The sequence below is a fragment of the Bradyrhizobium sp. SSBR45G genome (assembly GCF_030159255.1).
Taxonomy (GTDB): domain Bacteria; phylum Pseudomonadota; class Alphaproteobacteria; order Rhizobiales; family Xanthobacteraceae; genus Bradyrhizobium.
Window position 1 is genome coordinate 53,769 of sequence record NZ_BSCT01000029.1, and the last position, 19,870, is coordinate 73,638.

The 19,870-nt window shown below is 66.3% G+C and carries 18 protein-coding genes; 10 read left to right on the forward strand and 8 right to left on the reverse strand.

What is annotated here, in order from left to right:
- The first annotated feature begins 131 nt into the window (after positions 1-131).
- Positions 132-1,193 (forward strand): AraC-like transcriptional regulator QhpR, encoded by a 1,062-nt coding sequence (gene qhpR / locus QQL87_RS27115; protein WP_284421994.1) that lies wholly within the window; start codon positions 132-134, stop codon positions 1,191-1,193.
- A 16-nt stretch (positions 1,194-1,209) separates the two neighbouring features.
- Here qhpR and QQL87_RS27120 read toward each other — a convergent pair whose 3' ends face one another.
- The 3 genes from QQL87_RS27120 to QQL87_RS27130 form a co-directional block, all read right to left on the reverse strand.
- On the reverse strand, positions 1,210-2,382 hold the full coding sequence (locus QQL87_RS27120) for a M20 aminoacylase family protein (protein WP_284421995.1): 1,173 nt from the start codon (positions 2,380-2,382) through the stop codon (positions 1,210-1,212).
- 106 nt (positions 2,383-2,488) lie between these two features.
- Positions 2,489-3,421: a glycosyltransferase family 2 protein gene (locus tag QQL87_RS27125; protein ID WP_284421997.1), complete on the reverse strand. Its 933-nt coding sequence runs from the start codon at positions 3,419-3,421 to the stop codon at positions 2,489-2,491.
- A gap of 48 nt (positions 3,422-3,469) precedes the next feature.
- Entirely contained in the window at positions 3,470-3,991 is a 522-nt protein-coding gene (locus QQL87_RS27130) for an NUDIX domain-containing protein (protein WP_284421999.1), read from the reverse strand.
- A gap of 126 nt (positions 3,992-4,117) precedes the next feature.
- Between QQL87_RS27130 and QQL87_RS27135 the strand changes: the two genes are divergently transcribed.
- The gene (locus tag QQL87_RS27135) at positions 4,118-5,002 is read left to right on the forward strand and encodes a metallophosphoesterase family protein (RefSeq protein WP_284422000.1); all 885 of its coding nucleotides are present in this window, start codon (positions 4,118-4,120) and stop codon (positions 5,000-5,002) included.
- 15 nt (positions 5,003-5,017) lie between these two features.
- Here the strand turns inward: QQL87_RS27135 and QQL87_RS27140 are convergent, their stop codons facing one another.
- Both QQL87_RS27140 and QQL87_RS27145 read right to left on the reverse strand, forming a co-directional pair.
- The gene (locus QQL87_RS27140) at positions 5,018-5,563 is read right to left on the reverse strand and encodes a hypothetical protein (RefSeq protein WP_284422001.1); all 546 of its coding nucleotides are present in this window, start codon (positions 5,561-5,563) and stop codon (positions 5,018-5,020) included.
- Between the two features lie 252 nt (positions 5,564-5,815).
- Positions 5,816-6,022 carry a DUF4170 domain-containing protein gene (locus tag QQL87_RS27145; RefSeq protein WP_006612464.1) on the reverse strand — a complete coding sequence of 69 codons (207 nt, stop codon included), beginning with the start codon at positions 6,020-6,022 and terminating at the stop codon, positions 5,816-5,818.
- A 186-nt stretch (positions 6,023-6,208) separates the two neighbouring features.
- Here QQL87_RS27145 and QQL87_RS27150 point away from each other — a divergent pair, with 186 nt between their 5' ends.
- On the forward strand, positions 6,209-7,654 hold the full coding sequence (locus QQL87_RS27150; RefSeq protein WP_284422002.1) for a helix-turn-helix domain-containing protein: 1,446 nt from the start codon (positions 6,209-6,211) through the stop codon (positions 7,652-7,654).
- Between the two features lie 488 nt (positions 7,655-8,142).
- On the opposite strand, the gene QQL87_RS27155 is transcribed toward QQL87_RS27150, so the two are convergent.
- Positions 8,143-8,832, reverse strand: a complete 690-nt coding sequence (locus QQL87_RS27155; protein ID WP_284422004.1) for an L-2-amino-thiazoline-4-carboxylic acid hydrolase — start codon at positions 8,830-8,832, stop codon at positions 8,143-8,145.
- Positions 8,833-9,005: 173 nt separating this feature from the next.
- On the opposite strand from QQL87_RS27155, the gene QQL87_RS27160 reads away from it, so the two are divergent.
- From QQL87_RS27160 to mdoH, 3 genes are all read left to right on the forward strand, one after another.
- Positions 9,006-9,635, forward strand: a complete 630-nt coding sequence (locus QQL87_RS27160) for a LysR family transcriptional regulator (protein WP_284422005.1) — start codon at positions 9,006-9,008, stop codon at positions 9,633-9,635.
- 228 nt (positions 9,636-9,863) lie between these two features.
- Positions 9,864-11,369 (forward strand): glucan biosynthesis protein G, encoded by a 1,506-nt coding sequence (locus QQL87_RS27165; RefSeq protein ID WP_284422006.1) that lies wholly within the window; start codon positions 9,864-9,866, stop codon positions 11,367-11,369.
- Positions 11,357-13,489, forward strand: a complete 2,133-nt coding sequence (gene mdoH, locus QQL87_RS27170) for a glucans biosynthesis glucosyltransferase MdoH (RefSeq protein WP_284422007.1) — start codon at positions 11,357-11,359, stop codon at positions 13,487-13,489. The genes QQL87_RS27165 and mdoH overlap by 13 nt, the downstream gene beginning before the upstream one ends.
- Positions 13,490-13,496: 7 nt before the next feature.
- Here mdoH and QQL87_RS27175 read toward each other — a convergent pair whose 3' ends face one another.
- The gene (locus tag QQL87_RS27175) at positions 13,497-14,795 is read right to left on the reverse strand and encodes a TadE/TadG family type IV pilus assembly protein (protein ID WP_284422008.1); all 1,299 of its coding nucleotides are present in this window, start codon (positions 14,793-14,795) and stop codon (positions 13,497-13,499) included.
- Positions 14,796-15,133: 338 nt separating this feature from the next.
- On the opposite strand from QQL87_RS27175, the gene QQL87_RS27180 reads away from it, so the two are divergent.
- Positions 15,134-15,550 (forward strand): hypothetical protein, encoded by a 417-nt coding sequence (locus QQL87_RS27180; RefSeq protein ID WP_284422009.1) that lies wholly within the window; start codon positions 15,134-15,136, stop codon positions 15,548-15,550.
- A gap of 213 nt (positions 15,551-15,763) precedes the next feature.
- Positions 15,764-16,252, forward strand: a complete 489-nt coding sequence (locus QQL87_RS27185; protein WP_284422010.1) for a hypothetical protein — start codon at positions 15,764-15,766, stop codon at positions 16,250-16,252.
- Between the two features lie 96 nt (positions 16,253-16,348).
- Here QQL87_RS27185 and QQL87_RS27190 read toward each other — a convergent pair whose 3' ends face one another.
- Positions 16,349-17,164 (reverse strand): hypothetical protein, encoded by an 816-nt coding sequence (locus tag QQL87_RS27190; RefSeq protein WP_284422012.1) that lies wholly within the window; start codon positions 17,162-17,164, stop codon positions 16,349-16,351.
- 264 nt (positions 17,165-17,428) lie between these two features.
- Here QQL87_RS27190 and QQL87_RS27195 point away from each other — a divergent pair, with 264 nt between their 5' ends.
- Both QQL87_RS27195 and pgm read left to right on the forward strand, forming a co-directional pair.
- Entirely contained in the window at positions 17,429-17,923 is a 495-nt protein-coding gene (locus tag QQL87_RS27195; RefSeq protein ID WP_284422013.1) for a hypothetical protein, read from the forward strand.
- 174 nt (positions 17,924-18,097) lie between these two features.
- Positions 18,098-19,738, forward strand: a complete 1,641-nt coding sequence (pgm, locus tag QQL87_RS27200) for a phosphoglucomutase (alpha-D-glucose-1,6-bisphosphate-dependent) (RefSeq protein WP_284422014.1) — start codon at positions 18,098-18,100, stop codon at positions 19,736-19,738.
- Positions 19,739-19,870 lie beyond the last annotated feature (132 nt).

Consider the following 19,870-nt stretch of genomic DNA (forward strand, 5'->3'; position numbering starts at 1 on the left):
ATCGAAGCCCATAGCCCTCCGCGCATGTCTGTGCGTGGAGGGCTTCGTCCAAGGCCCGCTTCCGCAGGCACGTGACTTGCATAACTACGAGGTGTCCACCGACGGCGTACGTCCTCAAAGGCGAGGATTTCATGGCACAGCCTCTTGCAGCCGAAAGCGAGCATCCGCGGGATCGGAGCCGGAACATTCTGGCCTCTGCCGCGACCGGTGTCGCTGATTTCATCGCCCGGACCGGAGGCCGTCCGGAAGCGGTGTTCGAGCGGGTCGGCATCGACGCTGAATGTCTCGGCCAGACCCGCCGCGCACTCGACCTCGCCGACTACGTGGCGATGATGGAGGACGCCGCGCAGGAGACCGGCAACGACAATTTCGGCCTGTGGTTCGGCCAGCGCTACCAGCCGCAGATGCTCGGCCTGATCGGCGAGATCGCGCTCGCGGCCCCGACCCTCGGCTCGGCCATTGAGCATCTCGCGCTGTGGTTTCCCTGGCATCAGCAGGCGACCGAGACCCGCCTCACGCGCCAAGACGGCTTTCTCCGGCTCGAATATCGCATCCTCGACGGCTCGATCGTCGATCGCCGGCAGGATGCCGAATTGACCATGGGCATGTTCGCAAACGTCTTCCGCGCCTGCCTGCCGTCCGGCTGGGCACCCGACATGGTGCTGTTCGAGCATGCCCGGCCCGCCGCTTGGCGCGATCATGAGGCCGTGTTCGATGCCGATATCGGCTGGTCGCAAGGCACCAATGCGCTGGTGTTTCGCGCGCGCGGCCTGGACCGCGCGATGCCCGGAGCCAATCTGTCACGCCTGCAGCGGCTGACGACGGATCTGGCCGGCGTCGCCGGCTCCTGCGGCACGCCGGCGTTCCTGGATCTCGTCCGCGGCGAGATCAGGCGGCGGCTGTCGGCCGGGCCGTTGCATCTCGAGGAGGTCGCCGAGGCGCTGTCGACGACGCCCTGGACGCTGCAGCGGCGCCTCGCCGAGTTCGGCGCCACCTTCTCCGATCTGGTCGAGGCGACGCGCCTCGATCTCGCGCGGCACTATCTGCGCCAGGCGCATCTGCCGCTCGGCGATGTCGCCCTTCTGCTGGGCTATTCCGAGGCCTCGGCCTTCTCCCGCGCCTTTTCGCGCTGGAGCGGGTGCAGCCCGCGGCAGTGGCGCCAGCTCTCGTTGCAGGCGATGGCCCGCAGCTGACGCCACGAATCGAGCATCACTCTGCCGGCATCGTCTTCTCGACCAGCCGCACCCAATAGGAGGCGCCGTGGCCGAGGATGTTGTCGTTGAAGCGATAGGCCGGATGGTGACAGTCATTGCCGTCGCCCATGCCGAGGAACACGAAGGCGCCGGGTCGGGCCTGCAGCATGAAGGCGAAATCCTCGGCGCCCATCAGCGGCGGCGCGTTGTCGACGACGCGCTCCGCACCAACCACGTCGCGCGCAACGTCGGCGGCGATCACGGTCTCGCGTGCGTGGTTCATCGTGATCGGATAGAGCCGCGTGTACTTGGTCGTCGCCGCGCCGCCATAGGTGCGGGCGATGCCATCGGCGACCTCGGCGATGCGGCGCTCGACCAGGTCCTGCACCTCGGGATCGAGCGTGCGCACCGTGCCCTTGAGCTCGACCGTTTCGGGAATGACGTTCATCGCCTTGCCGGCCTCGACCATGCAGATCGAGATGACGGCCGATTTGACCGGATCGACATTGCGCGACACGATCGACTGCAGCGCGGTGATGATGTGGGCGGCGATCAGCACGCTGTCGACCGCCTTGTGAACCCCGGCGCCGGCATGGCCGCCCTTGCCGTGCACGGTGATCTCGAGCTGATCCGACGAGGCCAGCATCGGGCCCGGCCGCAGCGCGAACATGCCCTCGGGCACGCCGGGCGCATTGTGCAGGCCGTAGACCTCCTGGATGCCCCAGCGGGTCATCAGGCCATCGTCGACCATCGCCTTGCCGCCGGCACCGCCTTCCTCGGCGGGCTGGAAGATCAGAATCGCGGTGCCGTCGAAATTGCGGGTGTCGGCGAGATGCTTGGCGGCGCCGAGCAGCATCGCGGTATGGCCGTCATGGCCGCAGGCATGCATCAGGCCCGGCGTCTTCGAGGCATAGGCCACGCCCGAGGCCTCCTCGATCGGCAGCGCGTCCATGTCGGCGCGCAGGCCGATGATGCGTCCCGAACCGCTCTTGCGGCCGCGGATGACGCCGACCACGCCGGTGCGCCCGATGCCGGTCACCACCTCATCACAGCCGAATTCACGCAGCCGCTCGGCGACGATGCCGGCGGTGCGGTGCACCTCGTACATCAGCTCAGGGTGTTCATGAAAATCGTGGCGCCAGGCCGCCATGTCGTCGGTGAGCGCGGCGATGCTGTTCAGGATGGGCATGGGAGGCGATGTTCTCGTTGCAGGACGTCGATGGGCCCGAACCATGGCCGGAACGGCCGTCGGACACAAGCTTCGGTCCCGCCATGGCAACCGCTCGATTCCAGCATCAGCCTCCGACGGGGGATTGCGACAGATAGGCCAGCAGCTTCATCTCGCGGCGCCCTCTGGTGACGGTATCCAGCACGAGGCCCGAGGAGGCCGACAGCAGCGCCATGATCATCAGGCCCATCGACAGCACCGCGGTCGGCAGCCGCGGCACCAGCCCGGTCTCGATGTAGGTGACGAGAATCGGAATCGCGAAGCCGATCGAGACCAGCGCGAGGAAGATGCCGATCGCGGTGAAGAAGCGCAGCGGCTTCTCCGAACGGTACAGCTTCAGGATCGTGCCGAGGATGCGGAAGCCGTCGCGCCAGGTGTTGAGCTTCGAGACCGAGCCCTCCGGCCGCGCGTAGTACGGCGTCGCGATCTCGGCCACGGGCAGCGCCAGCTCCAGCGCATGCACCGTGAGCTCGGTCTCGATTTCGAAGCCGTCGGAGAGGACGGGGAAGGATTTGACGAAGCGGCGCGAGAACACGCGGTAACCGGACAGGATGTCCTTGAAGGCCTGGCCGAACACCTCGGCGAGGAAGCTCGTCAGCATCCAGTTGCCGGTGCGATGGCCCATGCGGTAGGCGGCCTGCTCCTGGTCGACGCGAAGGCCGACGACCATGTCGAGGCGCTCGCTGACGAGACGCTCGATCATGCCGGGTGCGCTCGGCGCATCATAGGTGGCATCGCCGTCGACCAGCACGTAGATGTCGGCATCGATATCGGCGAACATCCGCCGGACGACATGGCCCTTGCCCTGCCGCCGCTCGCTGCGCACCTCGGCGCCAGCCGCGCGCGCGACCTCGACCGTGCGGTCCTTCGAGTTGTTGTCGTAGACATAGACGACAGCCGTCGGCAGCGCCTGCTTGAAATCCCTGACGACGGCCGCGACCGCCGCCTCCTCGTTATAGCAGGGCACCAGCACGGCGATGCGCATGGATGGTGAACTCATGGACCCCTCTCCCACCGCCGGGAGACTGCCTGCATTCGGTGCAGAATTTCATAATGCGCCGGCCTCGACGCGCGGCTCCGGGCGCCAAGTGGGAATGACCTTAACGCCATCCAGCACCTCGCGCAGGCGGGACAGCGTGCCGAGGGTGGTTCCCTCCGGCAGCGCGTCCAGCGCGAAGAATCCGGTCTCGGCGATCTCGTGGTTCGGCTCCGGCGGCCGGTCCTGCGTGAACCTTTTGATAACGAAGACGGCGACGTGGTCGCGCGGCGAGACGTGGCTGTTGAGGAAGATGCCGTGCAGCTCCGGCTCGCCGGAAAGCCGGATCCGCCCCTCCTCGAACAGCTCCCGCGTCAGCGCCTCCATGAAGGTCTCGCCGACCTCGACGCCGCCGCCCGGCAGGTGCCAGCCCGAGACGTAGCCATGCCGGACCAGGAACACGCGGTTCTCGGCATCCAGCACCACGCCGCGAACGCCGAGCGTCATGCCGCGGGCGAACCGCCAGTAGAGGTGGAATCCCCGCCTCAACACGGGCTCGAACCGGATCCTGAGCCCGCTGAGATATGTCGTCATCAATTGGTCGTCCCGGTTGGTCTTGCGCTTCGCGGCCCGGCTTGCCATGAGAGCCGGGCACCACGAGGGATAGCATGAGATGACATCAGGGCGCGCCTGCATCCGCCATCGGCACCGAGGGGCCTGATGGCCGCCTTCACGCTCGCCCATCTGTCCGACCCGCATCTCGCCCCGCAGTCGCGGCCGCGATTGTCCGAGCTCGCCGGCAAGCGGGCGCTGGGCTATCTGAACTGGACGCGCAACCGCTACAAATATCACCGCAGCGACATCCTCGACCTGCTCGTCTCCGATCTGCATACGCAGATGCCGGACCAGATCGCGGTCACCGGCGATCTCGTCAATTTCGCCCTGGAATCCGAATTCCCGCTCGCGCAGGCCTGGCTCCGGACGGTCGGTCCGCCGGACAAGGTCACGGCGATCCCCGGCAATCACGATGCCTATGTGCGCTCGACCCGGCTGCGCTTTGCCGAGAGCTTTGCCGACTATTTCGGCGGCGACGCCGCGGGGCCCGCCACGTTTCCCTCGCTGCGCCGGCGCGGGCCGCTGGCGCTGATCAGCCTGTCCTCCGCGGTGCCCTCGGCACCGTTCCTGGCGACCGGCCGGCTCGGCAGCGCCCAGCTCGCAGCGCTGGCGCAGCTGCTCGAATCGATCGCGCACGAGCCGCTGTTTCGTGTCCTGCTGGTGCATCATCCGCTGCGCTCGGCCAACCGGATGAAGCGGCTCACCGACGGGAAGGCTCTGATCGCCCTGCTCGCCCGCCATGGTGTCGAGCTGGTCCTGCACGGTCACGACCACGTCCATTCGACCATCTGGATCGACGGCCCGGAGCGCAAGATTCCGATCGTCGGCGTGCCCTCGGCCTCGTCGCTCGCGCACGGCCACACCCCCGCCGCCGCCTACAACATCTTCGCCGTGGCCCGCGACGGCAATCACTGGCGTTGCGACATGACCGTGCGCGGCGTCAACGAGGCGCTGCGCGTACGCGAGATCCGCCAGATCCGCCTGATCTGAGGCGCAGGTCGCGCCTCAGACCTGCTGCAGGCTCGCATAGAACGCGGCGCCGAACAGCGTGAGCGCGCCGAGCACGAAGCCGAGCACGAACGGCCAGAATCGCCCGCGCCGCGGCGGCTCGCTGCGCACCGCCGCCTGTGCGCGCGCCACGCCGAAGGCGCGCTCGCGCTCCACCATGCGGCGGGCGACGTAGTCGGTGACCGCCTTCACGATGGTTCCGAGGTCATGCGATTCGGCGAGCACGATGCGACCGTTGCGCGTGTCCTGCACGAAGCGATATTGCCGCTTGTCGCGCCCCATCACGACATGGGCGACGACGTCGATCCACAATCGCGGGGTCTCGCCTTGGCTGATGGCGCGATCGAACAGATCGAGCTGACTCGGAATCTCGTTGAACAGCGGATCGAGCGCGTCGTTGAGAATCTCGAGCCGCGCCACTTCCGCATCGCGCAGATCGACCACCACGCCGGTTCGGTCTGCGGCCTCGATCCGGGCCTGATGCAGCGCCTCGCGCAGGCGCACGGGACGCGGTTCAGTGCTGCTGTCGGGGGCCTCGGACATTCGCTGACGCTTTCACGGTTCGGCCCTGGTTTCGCCAGGATTTCTCCAATTAACCTATCAGTAACCCAGTATTCCGCAAACCCCTTTCATCTTCAATGGGTTATAAGCACGTTGTCGTAACCACTCGCGTCGCGAGCATCGCCAAAACGGACGTGGGCGGCCCCCTCCGGTATGACCCGGCTGAGACCGCCCCGTCCTTGGGCTCTTCCTCGAGCTTATTCAAATACCCGGCAATGCATTCCGTGGCAGCGATCAGGCCGCCGGCGCGCGCTGCGGCTCCTCGACGATCGAGAAGCGGACGCCGGCCTTGTGGCGGTTCTCCTCGGAGACCTCGCGCCAGCAATCCTCGGCTTCCTTACGCGACTTGAACGGCCCCTTCACCTGGGCCGAGCCTTCCACCAGCTTGTGGAAGTTCATCGAGCCGAACTCGCCGCCGATCACCCAGAAATTGCTGGTCATGAGACCCTCCTTCAGACCCCGTCACATCTTTGACAGGGCATTGCGAATTGCGTGACGGGAGATAAACGCGAATCCACGCCATTCGTATAGATGGCTTGTTTTCGAATGGTGATGTCATGTAACATCATCACTTGTCACAAATGTCATTTTGTAAATTTTGTCACAAAATGAGCTGCGGGAGCGAGCATGCCAGGCGAATCCGGAAAGAAGCTGTTCGTCGGCCCGCGTTTCCGCCGCATCCGCCAGCAGCTCGGCCTGTCGCAGACCCAGCTCGCCGAGGGGCTCGGCATCTCGCCGAGCTACGTCAACCTGATCGAGCGCAACCAGCGCCCGGTCTCGGCCCAGATCCTGCTGCGGCTGGCCGAGACCTACGACCTCGACCTTCGCGACCTCGCCACCGCCGACGAGGACCGCTTCTTCGCCGAGCTCAACGAGATCTTCTCCGATCCCTTGTTCCGCCAGATCGAGCTGCCCAAGCAGGAGCTGCGCGACCTCGCCGAGCTCTGCCCGGGCGTCACCCACGCGCTGCAGCGGCTGTACGCCGCCTACGCCGAGGCCCGGCGCGGCGAGACCCTGGTGGCGGCGCAGATGGCCGACCGCAACGCCGGCGGCCATTTCGAGGCCAATCCGATCGAGCGGGTGCGCGACCTGATCGAGGCCAACCGCAACTACTTCGCCGAGCTCGAGCAGCAGGCGGAAAGCCTGCGCGACACGCTCGACGTGCCGGCCGAAGGGCTCTATGCGGCGCTGGCCACGCGGCTGCGCGAAAGACATTCGGTCCAGACCCGCGTCATGCCGGTCGACGTCATGCGCGAGACGCTGCGCCGCTACGACCGCCATCGCCGTCAGCTGCTGATTTCCGAGCTCGTCGACGGGCCCGGCCGCACCTTCCAGCTCGCCGTCCAGCTCGGCATGACCGAGTGCCATCCGCAGTTCGAAATCATCATCGGGCGTGCCGGTGCGCTCGACGACACCTCGCGCAGGCTCTATCGCATGACCTTGGCGAACTACTTCGCGGCCGCCGTCATGATGCCCTACGCGCCGTTCCTCGCCGCGGCGGAAGCGCTGAGCTACGACATCAACGTGCTGGCGCAGCGCTTCAACACCGGCTTCGAGCAGGTCTGCCATCGCCTCACGACCTTGTCGCGCCCGAACGCGCGCGGCATTCCGTTCTTCATGCTGCGCGTCGACAATGCCGGCAACGTCTCCAAGCGCTTCTCGTCGGGCACCTTCCCGTTCTCGAAATTCGGCGGCACCTGCCCGCTGTGGAACGTGCACTCGACCTTCGACACGCCGGACCGGCTGCTGAAGCAGATCATCGAGCTGCCCGACGGCTCGCGCTATTTCTCGATCGCGCAGATGGTGCGCCGGCCGGTCGCGCCTCACCCGCTGCCGCAGCCGCGCTTCGCCATCGGCCTCGGCTGCGAGATCCGCCACGCCGCGCGCCTCGTCTACGCCGCCGGCATGGATCTGGAAAAGACCGAGGGCACGCCGATCGGCGTCAACTGCCGTCTCTGCGAGCGCGAAAACTGCGCCCAGCGCGCCGAACCGCCGATCACGCGGACGCTGATTTTGGATGAGACGACGCGGCGGGTGAGCTCGTTCGCATTCAGCAATGCAAGAGAGTTGTGAGGCCACCACTCGTTCCTCGTCGTCATTCCGGGGCGCCCGGAGGGCGAGCCCGGAATCCATTGGGCCGCGCGCCGTGCTGGTAGATGGATTCCGGGCTCGCGCTGACGCGCGCCCCGGAATGACATTGAGTTTGTGACGACCACCCATCCACATCATTGCGAGCGCAGCGAAGCAATCCAGGGCCGAGTGCGCGACTCTGGATTGCTTCGCTGCGCTCGCAATGACGTCGTGGAGGCATATACGCGATTCCTATCTCGCGGCGCATTTCGCGTCCGAGCTTTGCTGATCGTTTGCCCTCTCCTTGGTCGAGGGCACAGGGAAGACCGGGAGCGCGCCGCCCCCATGGCCCCCGTGCGTAAGGAAATGCACGGGGCAGGAACCACAGGTTCGGCTGGGACATCCCGACCCTCCCTGCGCAACCTTACGGACCGTCACAGCCGAAGGAGCTCGCGATTGCACGACCTCACATTCTCAAGGAACGAGCCAACCTAATCCGGCTGCAGCCGTGAGAATCTGAAATTGCAATGGCTCGCACCGCCGGCCAGTGTCTGAGTCCTTTCGAGATGGATGCCGCGCGTCGCATAGGCGTCGAAATCGAGCCCGCAGATGTTCGGCAAGATCTCCTGGTCATCGTGGCGTGCCGCGAACTTGCAGAACCCGCAGGCCTTGTAGTTGACGCCGAAGTCGAATGGATCACCCGGACCAGGCTCGACGAAGTCGTAGACGAAGTCCTCCGGAAACTCCTTCTGGTGGGTTTCCGTCGCACTTTTTGCGGCCTGCTCCCGCAGAAACGCCTGGTTCTCCGCCGACATGAATCGGCGCCCCGAGTCGAGACGTTCCGCTTCGGGCACCGCGAGCAATTGCGCCCTGTAGGTTTCCCGCTCAATGTCGCCGATCGTGGCCAGCGGCACACCATGTCGACGGAGCACGCGGCTGATGGCCATGAAGCCCATCAGGCGCATGAAGAACTCGGTCATGCGGCTCGCGGCGCCGCCGACATACGGCATCTGGGTGAGCACGATCTCGAATTCGTCCAGCATCTCCTGCCTGATCGCAGCGAGATCGGCGAGATGTGTTCGCGCGCACAACATCGGTTCGGCAAGGTCGAGGCGCTGGCGCATGGCAGCCTCCAGTGCATCACGATGCGCCTCGTAGAAGGGGTGTATGGTCGCGGCCATTGGCAAGCTCTCTTAGAGTCACCCTCGCGAATCCGTCTGCGGGGGGCACGGGCTGGATCTGACGAGCCGACCGTAACCGGGGCCGCCAGCGCCGCGCAAAGCAGACCTCCTTTGGTCAAGCGATAGAAAATCTATTGCAAGGCCGGCGCCGATCAGTGTCAAATTGCGGGGCGATGACCTACACGCTCCCGCCCCTCAATGCGCTGCGCGCCTTCGAAGCTGCCGCGCGGCATCTCAGCTTCAAGCTGGCCGCGCATGAGTTGCACGTGACGCCCGCAGCGGTGGGGCAGCAGGTCAAGGCGCTGGAAGAGCGCCTCGGCGTCCGCCTGTTCGAGCGTCTGCACAAGCAGCTCATTCTCACCGCGGCTGGTCAGGCCTATCTCCCTGGAATTTCCGATGGCTTTCGCCGCATTGCGGACGCGACCTCGCAATTGAAGCCGGAAGGTGCGATCGTGCTGCAGGTGGGAGTTCATGGCGGCTTCGACCTGCGCCGCCTCGACCTGGGGCCATTTCGTTCCGCGCATGCCGATATCGGCTTGCGCGTGCTGCACCCCGCCGGCTTGCACGAACTGGTCGAAGGCAAGGTCGACCTGCTGATCGCCCGTGGTCTTGGTCACCACCCGGGCTATCGCTGCGACCGGATCAATGGAGGCTCCGGCCTGGGTGACTGGCTGGTCGTACCAGAGGGGACCGCAGATTGTCCCGAGGTCGTCAGCTTCCGGGAATGGCTGCGCGCACGATCGGACGAGACCCCGCTCGCGAACTACCGCCGCAGGTCTCGGATCGGCATCGTCGGACGTTGAACCATTCCGAATGGCTAACGAAGCCCCAGGGAAGCACAAAGTGTCCGGTGTCAGAGAGCCTGAGCTGAGGTTCGCATCCGCGGCGTGACCGCGCAGCGGCTTCCGTCGTTCATTTGCCGTTCGACAACGACGATCCATGGTGTGAGAGCGGCAAGCCGGCCGTTCCGATGGAACCGGACGGCCCGGTCCGTGTTGCTCCGGAGTTCCACCCGGCAAAGCGAGAAAAAGTTGAACCGTCGTCAGTTCATTCAATCTGCGGCTGCAATCCCGGTCGCCGCGTCGCTGGTGCGCAGCGCGGACGCAGCGGCGCCGGCGAGCCAGCCGTTCAATGCGGCCTATGTCCGCGATCTCGCGCGCAATCTGGCGGCCAAGCCGTATGCGGCGCCGGACAGTCAGTTGCCGGACGCGCTGGCGAAGCTGGACTACGACGCCTATCGCTCGATCCGCTTCCTGCCGGACCGTGCCCTGTGGCGCAGTGAGAACCTGCCATTCCAGGCGCAGTTCTTCCATCGCGGCTCGATCTACAAGGACCGGGTCGACATCTACGAAGTCGCGGACGGACAGGCAAAGCCTGTGGCGTATCGTCCCGACGATTTTGCGTTCGGTCCGCAGGTTGCGGCGTTCCCGGCGGCCGATCTCGGCTTTGCTGGTTTTCGGATTCACGCGCCGATCAATCGGCCGGACTACTATGACGAGGTCTGCGTGTTCCTGGGCGCGAGCTATTTCCGCGCCGTGTCCAAGGGCGAGATCTACGGGCTGTCGGCGCGCGGGCTGTCGATCGACACCGGCGAGGCCAAGGGCGAGGAGTTTCCCGTCTTCAGGGCGTTCTGGCTCGAGAAGCCGACGCAGGGCGCCTCGGCGATGGTCGTGCACGCGCTGCTCGACAGCAAGAGCGCGACGGGATCGTATCGTTTCACGATCCGTCCCGGCGACAGCACCGTGTTCGACGTCGAGGCGTCGCTGTATCCGCGCGTCGAGATCGCCCATGCCGGGCTGGCGCCGATGACCAGCATGTTCTTGTTCGGGCCGAACGATCGCAAGGACGTCGACGACTTCCGGCCCGCGGTCCACGATTCCGGCGGGCTCGCGATGTTCAACGGCAAGGGCGAGCAGCTCTGGCGTCCCCTGAGCAATCCGCGCGACCTCCAGGTCAGTGTGTTCAACGATCTCAACCCGCACGGCTTCGGCCTGATGCAGCGGGAACGGAGTTTTGCCGCCTACCAGGATCTGGAGTCGCATTTCGAACGGCGGCCAAGCCTGTGGATCGAGCCGATCGGCGATTGGGGCGAAGGCGCCGTGGTGCTGTTCGAGATTCCGACCAACGAGGAGATCCACGACAACATCGCCGCCTTCTGGCGGCCGAAGACGCCGCTCGCGGCCAAGGGCGAGCACAACATGACCTATCGCCTGCATTGGGGGCCCGATGTCCCGAAGCCGAACAGCCTGGCGCGCTTCACCCGCACCGGCGTCGCCGCCCGCGGCGAAGGCCGGCTGTTCGTCCTCGAGCTCGAGGGCGACGCCCTGAAGGCACTCGATCCGAATGCCGTGAAGGGCGTGGTCAGCGCGGCGAAATCCGAGGTGACGAACATCGTCACGCAGCCCAACCCGGAAACGAAGGGCTGGCGGCTGAGCTTCCAGTGCGCCGTCAGCGACGCTCCGGTCGAGCTCAGGGCCGAGCTGGTCGCCAACGACAAGATCGTGTCGGAGACCTGGGTCTATCGATGGACGCCATGACCGCAGGACAGCCACGCCTGATCGAGGATGCCCCGGCCGTCGACTTTCTCCCGGCCGAGGCGCCGCTCGCGATGGAGCCCGTTTCGCTGCATCAGGCCGCGCCGAACAGGCGCGCGATCACCAGCGGACGCCGCATCCCATTTCGCCGCGCTCTCATTTTCGCCGGCACCGCGGCGCTGACGCTGGCAGGTTGCACCAAGATGTACGAGGTCGTCGAGGTCGGCGGCGTGACCGTGCTGGAAGGCATGGTGCTCGTGCTGTTCTCGATCCTGCTCGCATGGATCGCGTTTTCCTTCGTCTGCGCGCTGGCCGGCGTGGCCGCTTTGCTGGGACGGCGGCGCGACACGATCGCGATCGACAGCGACGGCCCGCTGCCCTCGCTGTCGAGCCGCACGGCGATGCTGCTGCCGACCTACAATGAGGATCCTCATGCGGTGATGGTGCGGCTGCGCGCCATGATCGAATCCGTCGCCGAGACCGGGCAGTCCGACAGCTTCGACTGGTTTCTGCTCAGCGACACCACCGACCCGGACATCTGGATCGGCGAGGAGGCGGCGTTTCTCGCGCTGCGCCAGGCCTGCGGCGACGCTCGCGTGTTCTATCGCCACCGCGCCGACAATGTCGCGCGCAAGTCCGGCAACATCGCCGACTGGGTGCAACGCTTCGGCGCGGCCTACGATTACATGATCATTCTCGATGCCGACAGCCTGATGAGCGGCACGACCGTGGTGCGGCTGGCGCATGCCATGGCGCACGCGCCGCAGGCGGCGCTGATCCAGACCCTGCCCGTCATCGTCAACGGCACCAGCCTGTTCGCGCGGCTGCAGCAATTCGCCGGGCGGCTCTACGGGCCTGTCATCGCCGCCGGCAATGCCTGGTGGTATGGCGCCGAAGGCAACTATTGGGGCCACAATGCGATCATCCGCGTCTCCGCCTTCGCAGAGGACGCCGCGCTGCCGGAGCTGCCCGGCCGTAAGCCGTTCGGCGGGCATATTCTCAGCCATGATTTCATCGAGGCGGCCTTGATGCGCCGCGCCGGCTGGGGAATCTACATGACGGTCGATCTCGACGGCAGCTACGAGGAGGTGCCGCCGACGCTGATCGACCACGCGGCGCGCGACCGGCGCTGGTGCCAGGGCAATCTGCAGCATCTGGCCGTGCTGCCGGCGCGCGGCCTGCACTGGGTGTCGCGGCTGCATCTGTTGATCGGCATCGGCGCCTACATCACCGCGCCGTTGTGGTTTGCCTTCCTCGTGCTCGGCATCCTGATCTCGCTGCAGGCCAATTTCGTCCGGCCCGAATACTTCCCCAAGGGCTTTGCGCTATTCCCGAGCTGGCCGGCCCAGGATCCGGTGCTCGCCGCCCAGGTCTTCGCCGCGACGCTCGGCCTGCTGATGATTCCGAAGCTGCTCGCCACGGTCGTGACGCTGTTCACGCCCGCGCGGCGCCGCGGCTTCGGCGGCGGGGTTCGGCTCTGCCTCGCGGTGCTGGCGGAAACGCTGCTCGCGGCGCTGATCGCCCCGTCGATGATGGTCTTTCAGTCGGTCGCCGTGGTCGAGATCCTGCTGGGACGCGACGCCGGCTGGCAGGTGCAGCGCCGCAGCGATGGCGGCGTCAGCCGGGGCGAGATCTATCGCAAATTCGCACTGCCGACCGTATGCGGCCTCGCCATGGCCGCGAGCGCCTACGCCGTCTCGCTGCCGCTGCTGGCCTGGATGTCACCGGTCATCGCCGGCCTCGTGCTGTCCATCCCGATCGGACTGCTGACGGGCGGGCGAACGACCGGGGCGGCCCTGTTCACCACGCCCGAGGACCGGACGCCGCCGCCGGTGCTGATCCGCGCCAGGACGCTTGCTGCGGAGCCGCAGCCGCCGCGCGATGCGGCGCTGGTCGAGCTGCGGCGCAACGCCGAGCTCCGTCGCCAGCATTTGACGGCCCTGCCCGCGTCGCGACGGCGCAAGCCCGGCGACATCGACGTCGAGCTGGCGACGGCCAAGGCCCGACTGGCCGACGCCAGCAGCCTTCGGCAGGCGGCCGGCTTCCTCTCGCGCCGCGAAACGCTCGCCGTGCTCAACGACCGCGCAGCGCTGGAGCGGCTCGTCGCGCTGCCTGAGGCGTGAGGCCGCGCTATTTCGTCAGATGCGCCGAGGCGATCGCCTGCTGGAACAGCGCCGTCAGCGCCGAGCCGATGCTGCCGCTGGAGTCGACCTCGTAGTAATAGCCCGGGCTGGCGCAAGACTTCATGATGTCGCCGATCGAGCTGCGCCACGGCGCGATGTAGGTCGTGTACCAGCTGTTGTTGGTGATCGCGAGATAGGTGGTGTAGAGCACTGCGATCTTGATGCCGCGCGCCTTCAAGGTGTCGCAGGTCGTGGTATTCAGCGGCTCCTGGCAGCGGCCGCCGGAGAGCACGGTCTTGCTGCACGTCGTCGGGTAGGAGTAGTCAGCGACGCCGTCGGCGACGAAGAACAGCCACTTCTGCGGCTTGGTCGACGAACCGTCGCCCTGCGTCGGGATCACGCCGTTCATGGCCGACATGGTGCCATCATAATCGGTGCACATGTCGTTGTTGTAGCCGCTGTAGGGGATCGTCATCAGGTCGAGCGAGCCGACCGACGACTTCACCGACGACATGCTCGACGACAGGCTGGCGATGGTGGTCAGCCCCAGCGAGCCGCAGTCGCTGCCCAGGCTGTAGACCGCCATGCGGTACTGGTTACTGACGACCTGGCTCGACGTCGCCGTATCGGTGAGCGACTGGGTGGCGGACCTCACCACGTCGATCCGCATCGTCACGCCCTTGTTCTTGGCGATCTGGTAATAGCTGTTGGTCTGCAGCGTCTTCTTCGAGCTCGACGTGTAGGTGTCGTGGCATGCGAAGGCGCATTTGTCGGACGTTGCGTTCTGCAAGGTCGTCATGTCGGCCGTGGTCGCGCCGAGGCCCTGCGATGGCGAATTGTCGACCAGGACGTAGAAATCCATGTAGGTCGGGAACGAGGCCGAGGCCGATGACGAGGCCGAGACCGTCATCGTCGGGTAGCCGAACATGTACATGAACATCGTCTTGACCACCACGGTGGCGCTGCCCGTCACGCTTCGCGCGCTCACGCTGTCGGTGATGTCGATGCTCAGCGAGTTCGCCGTCAGATTGTGGGCCGACATCTGACCGTTGAACATGTTGGTCGCGGCGGTCTTGGCATCCGATGCAGTGCCGCGCATCGCGGTATAGCCGGTTGCCGCCAGCAGCGCGGCGTCGATCGAGGCGGACAGCTTAGCCTTGGCGCGCACCGCCATCGAATAGTCGACGGCCGAGCCGACGAAGGTCAGGATCGGCAGCAACGCCAGCGCGAAGATGATCGCGATGTTACCGCTGTTGTCGCGGTGGAACCGCGACAGGAGCTCGCGGTACTGATATGCGGCCGGCAAAGCAGGAACTCCAACAAACAAAGTTGCGTTGCGCACGATGTTGCTGGCCAACCGTTGCATTGGGATTGATGCGATTGCAGAGAGTCGGTTACATCGTGTTTCCGATTGTCGTAAACGGTGTCGTTGCACCATCAGGCCGCCGCATAACGGGTATGCGGGCTGCCGCGCCGTTCTTGGCACCCATTCTCGGGCATGATGACGGGGACGCGGTCGGCCCGGGCCGCCAGGACGCAGCCCCTCCTCTGGTACCCCGATTGCAAAGTGGCAGCGCGGATAGCATAGTCCGCGCGTTTTCCGGCGCGCAGGGCGCTGATTCTTGAGGGGTTTTGGGGACGACGATGGCGGATGCCGATCTTGATGCCGTGATCCGGCAACTGGCCAAGCAACAGAACAAGACCATTCTGGCGGCGGCGAAGAAGCGGCGCGACCGCTTCAACGGTCTGGCCGTCAAGGCCAAGGACAAGGACGCCAAGGAGCGCTTCAAGATGCTCGCCCGCGAGGCGGTCGAGCAGGCCAATGCCGCCGCGCGGCGACTGCTGATCTCCGCCGACAATGTCGCCGACAGCTATGCCCGCGCGATGCGCCAGGCCGCCGCTGCCGAATTGCCGAGAAGGGCGGAGGCCAAGAAGGCCGAGAAGACGGACGCGCCGCCGGCCAAGGCCGCGGCCGACAACAAGGCTGCGGCTGGCAACAAGGCTGCGGCCGGCAGGAAGCCGGCGAAGAAAGGCCGCGCGACCGCCCGGAAGGCGAGCTAGGACGGTTTCGGTTCTTGCGATGCGACGCGCGTCGCGGAGCCGATCCGGCTTCGGCCTGCGGCCTCCGATGTTCCGCCCGCGACAGCCTTGGGTTGATGCAGGTCAATACTGTACACCCCACGCGGGCCTTTCCTTCGACAGCACGGGGCTAGCCCCGGGCGCGCAGTGCGCGTCTGCGGACCGAAGCCGCCGCTTCATCGAGGGAGGTCCACCATGACGAGTCGCTCTTCGGCCATCTTGCTCTGTTCCGCGATCGGCCTCTGCTGCATCGGCTCTGCGGCTCGCGCAGAGGTTCTGGCGCACTACGAATGCAGCATCATCGGTCCCGCAGTTCCCGAGCCGATCGGTGATCGCCCCGGGCACACGCTCGCCACCGTCCAATTTTCGTGCTTTGCCGTCGACGGCGCGATCAAGGGTGCGGTCTACACCGCAGTCAACGTGGCCGAATGGGACGGCACGAAGGGCACCTATCAGTTCGCCGGCGGCGTCCACCGCATCGCGGGTGGCTTCGCCGTCACGCAACTGAGCGAGGGCCACGCGACCGTCGTGATCAGAGATGGTCAGCCGGTCGGCACCGAGGGGACCGGCAAGGCCGTGATCAAATATGCCGCCGGCACGCTGGCGCAGCTCGACGGCAAAGCCCTCGCCTTCGTAACCAAGACGACGGGGCTCGGCCGGTTCAACCTCGATTTCACCGACTGACCGGCGGCATCACCGCGCTCGACGATCTCGCGGCCAAGGTCGCAGCCGGCAAGCAGTAACGCGGCGACATGGCCGAGCCGAGCGGGCAGCGGTGGGTCAGGGCTTGAGCGCGACCGAGAACACGCGGAAGCCTGCGATCTTCGGGAACGCTTCCGCGGCCTCGGGCGAGGCCAGCGCCACCACGGCGGCGCTCACCTCGCCGCCGCTCAGCCGGGTGATCGCGGTCGCCTGGCCTTCGAGCAGCAGCACCTCGGAGGCGCCGGCCGCGTTCATCGCGGCAGTGATCTTGGGATTGGACTTGGTGTAGCGCTCGTCGATCGCGATCACCTTGCCGCTGAGATCGGCGAGGCTTCGCACCGTGGGGCGCGCCAGCAGAATGGCCACGAGATGATCGTCGGCAGGCCCCTCGGGCACGCGCAGCGCGGTCATCCGCTCGGCCAGTTCGGCCGCCACCTTGACCGCCGCCACCATGACCTCGCTCTGGACCTTGCCCGCGGCCGGCGGCACATCCTTCGCGGGAGATGCAGGCTTGGCCACGGGCGCCGATGCGCCATCAGGTGGCAGGATCGGATCGGACGGTGGCGTGCGCTGCGGCTTTTCGACTGCCTTTTCCAGGGGCTTGTCGAGCGGCTTCGCGGCGACGACGTGCGATATCGCCCGCCGCTTGGCGGCGCGGGCGTGCTTGCGCTGCAGAGCCGCACGACGCGCGACCGCGCTCGATTTGCGGCTCGCCTTGACGGCGGGCTCGGACGGCGTGAGCGACGCCGGCTCGCGGACGGACGGGCTGTCGGCGCAGGCGTTGCCGCTCAGATCCACACACGGCGCCGCGACCTGCGGCATCACCGGACGGCTGCAGCCCGCCAGCGCCAAGGCTGACACCAAGGCCAACGCGCCGAGACAAAGCGCTCTCACTGTTCAGCTCCTGACGACTCTCCTGCGCGCAAGATGCGCGTCTGCGTTGGCCTCCTATCTCTCGCGGGATGCGTTAAACTCAGGCTTATTCGCCGGTTTCGAGCACCCGACTCTGCGCGGCGTGGTTAATGTCGGGCGCACAAGTCGGCAGTGCTGGCCGAGCCGATCATTCCAGCCGCGACGAAATATGTTACGGGCAGGGCCGTCGATGCTGCTGCGATTTATGGTAGTGTTTTCTGAGCACATCGACGCGGGGGCGAACAGATGAGTTTCTCCAGGGCGGCATCGGCCGTGTGCGTTGCCATCGGTCTTGGTCTTGCTCTTGGCCTCGGCCCGGCCGGCGCCGATACGATCGCGCGCTACGACTGCACGATCATCGGCACGATGGGCCTCGAGCCGATCGGCGACCGTCCCGGTCACATGCTGGTCAGCTTTCAATATTCCTGCTTTGGAACCGACGGGCTGATGAAGGGCGCCACCTACACCGCCAGCGTCGCCTCCGAATGGGAGAGCCAGAAGGGAACGTATCTGTATGGCGCCGGCATCCATCGCACGCCGGACGGCTATGCGGTGGCCGTGCTGACCGACGGGACCGGCTCGGTGGTCATGAAAAATGGCGCGCCCGCGATGTCCGAGGCCACCGGCAAGGTCGCCTTCAAGCTCGCCTCCGGCCGCTTCGCGTCGCTGGCCGGACGGACGGCGAATTTCACCGCCCGGCTGGTCGGGCCCGGCCACCTCATCTACGAGCTGACCGACTGACCGGTCGGCCCGAGGCGCAACAACCGGACGTGCAACAGCCGCAGGAAATCCATTGATCCGATCATCGCCCGCCGCCATGTTGGGCGGCACGTCCGTCACCACGCTCCTCCCCGCAACGGCCGGGCGGAACGAAGCGGCGCCGCCGATGTTTTTCGAACTTGCGAAGGATACTCCATGGCCAAGACAGACCCCGCTGCCGGCAAGCCGATCGCCAATGCCGCGCTCGCCAACATCCCGCGGCTGATCACGGCCTATTATGCGCTGAAGCCCGATCCGCACGAGCCGACCCAGCGCGTCGCCTTCGGCACCTCGGGCCATCGCGGCTCGTCACTGAAAACCGGCTTCAACGAGAACCACATTCTTGCCACCACCCAGGCGCTCTGCGACTACCGGCGCCAGCAGGGCCTCGACGGCCCGCTGTTCGTCGGCATCGACACCCACGCCCTCGCCGAGCCTGCGCTGGCCACCGCGCTGGAAGTGTTCGGCGCCAATGGCGTCGAGGTGATGGTCGACAAGGACGGCGGCTATACGCCGACGCCGGTGATCTCGCATGCCATCATCGCCTACAACAAGGGCCGCACCGATCATCTCGCCGACGGCGTCGTCATCACGCCGTCGCATAACCCGCCGGAGGACGGCGGCTACAAATACAATCCGCCGCATGGCGGCCCCGCCGACACCGACGCCACCGGCGAGATCGAACGCCAGGCCAATGTCTATCTCGCCAATGACCTCGAGGGCGTCTCGCGCATCAGCTACCGCCAGGCCAGGCAGCGCGGCTCGGTGCATCCGCACGACTACGTCACGCCCTATGTCGCCGACCTCGCCAACACCGTCGATCTCGACGCGATCAAATCCGCCGGCATCAAGATCGGCATCGACCCGCTCGGCGGCGCCGCGATCGCCTACTGGGCGCCGATCATCGAGCGCTACGGCCTCAATGCCACGGTCGTCAACGAGCTCGTCGATCCGACCTTCCGCTTCATGACCGCGGACTGGGACGGCAAGATCCGCATGGACTGCTCCTCGCCCTACGCGATGGCGAGCCTGATCGGCATGCGCGAACGCTTCGACGTGGCGTTTGCCAACGACACCGACGCCGACCGCCACGGCATCGTGACGCGCACCGGCGGGCTGATGAATCCGAACCATTATTTGGCGACGGCGATCGCCTATCTGTTCGCGCACAGGCCGGACTGGCGCGCCGATGCCGCCATCGGCAAGACCATCGTGTCGAGCTCGATGATCGACCGGGTCGCAGCCAAGCTCGGCCGCAAGCTGGTCGAGACGCCTGTGGGCTTCAAATGGTTCGTCGAGGGTCTCAGCTCCGGCGGCTTCGGCTTTGCCGGCGAGGAGAGCGCGGGCGCCTCGTTCCTCAAGCGCGACGGCACAGTGTGGACCACCGACAAGGACGGCGTCATCCTGGGTCTGCTCGCCGCCGAGATCATGGCCAAGCGCGGCCGCGATCCGAGCGAGCTCTACAAGGAGCTGACCTCCGAGCTCGGTGCGCCGGTCTATGAGCGCATCGACGTGCCGGCCACGCCGCCGCAGAAGGCGGCGCTGAAGGCGCTGACGCCGGAGACGATCAACCTGAAGGAGCTCGCCGGCGATCCCGTCCGAATCGTGCACACCAAGGCGCCCGGCAACGGCCAGTCGTTCGGCGGCATCAAGGTGGAGACGGAGTACGGCTGGTTCGCGGCGCGCCCCTCCGGCACCGAGGACGTCAACAAGCTCTATGCCGAGAGTTTTCGCGACGCCGAGCACCTCAAGCGCATCCAGAGCGAGGCACAGGCGGCGCTGGCGAAAGTGGGGTGAAACAGGGCGAGCAGCGAATGGCGAATAGCGAGTGGGGATTCCTCGTCCCGATTCGCTATTCCCTATCCGCCATTCGCCCGTTTCCCTTTCCACGCGGTTCGGATATCGATGGTCCGACAAGGGATTAGACAG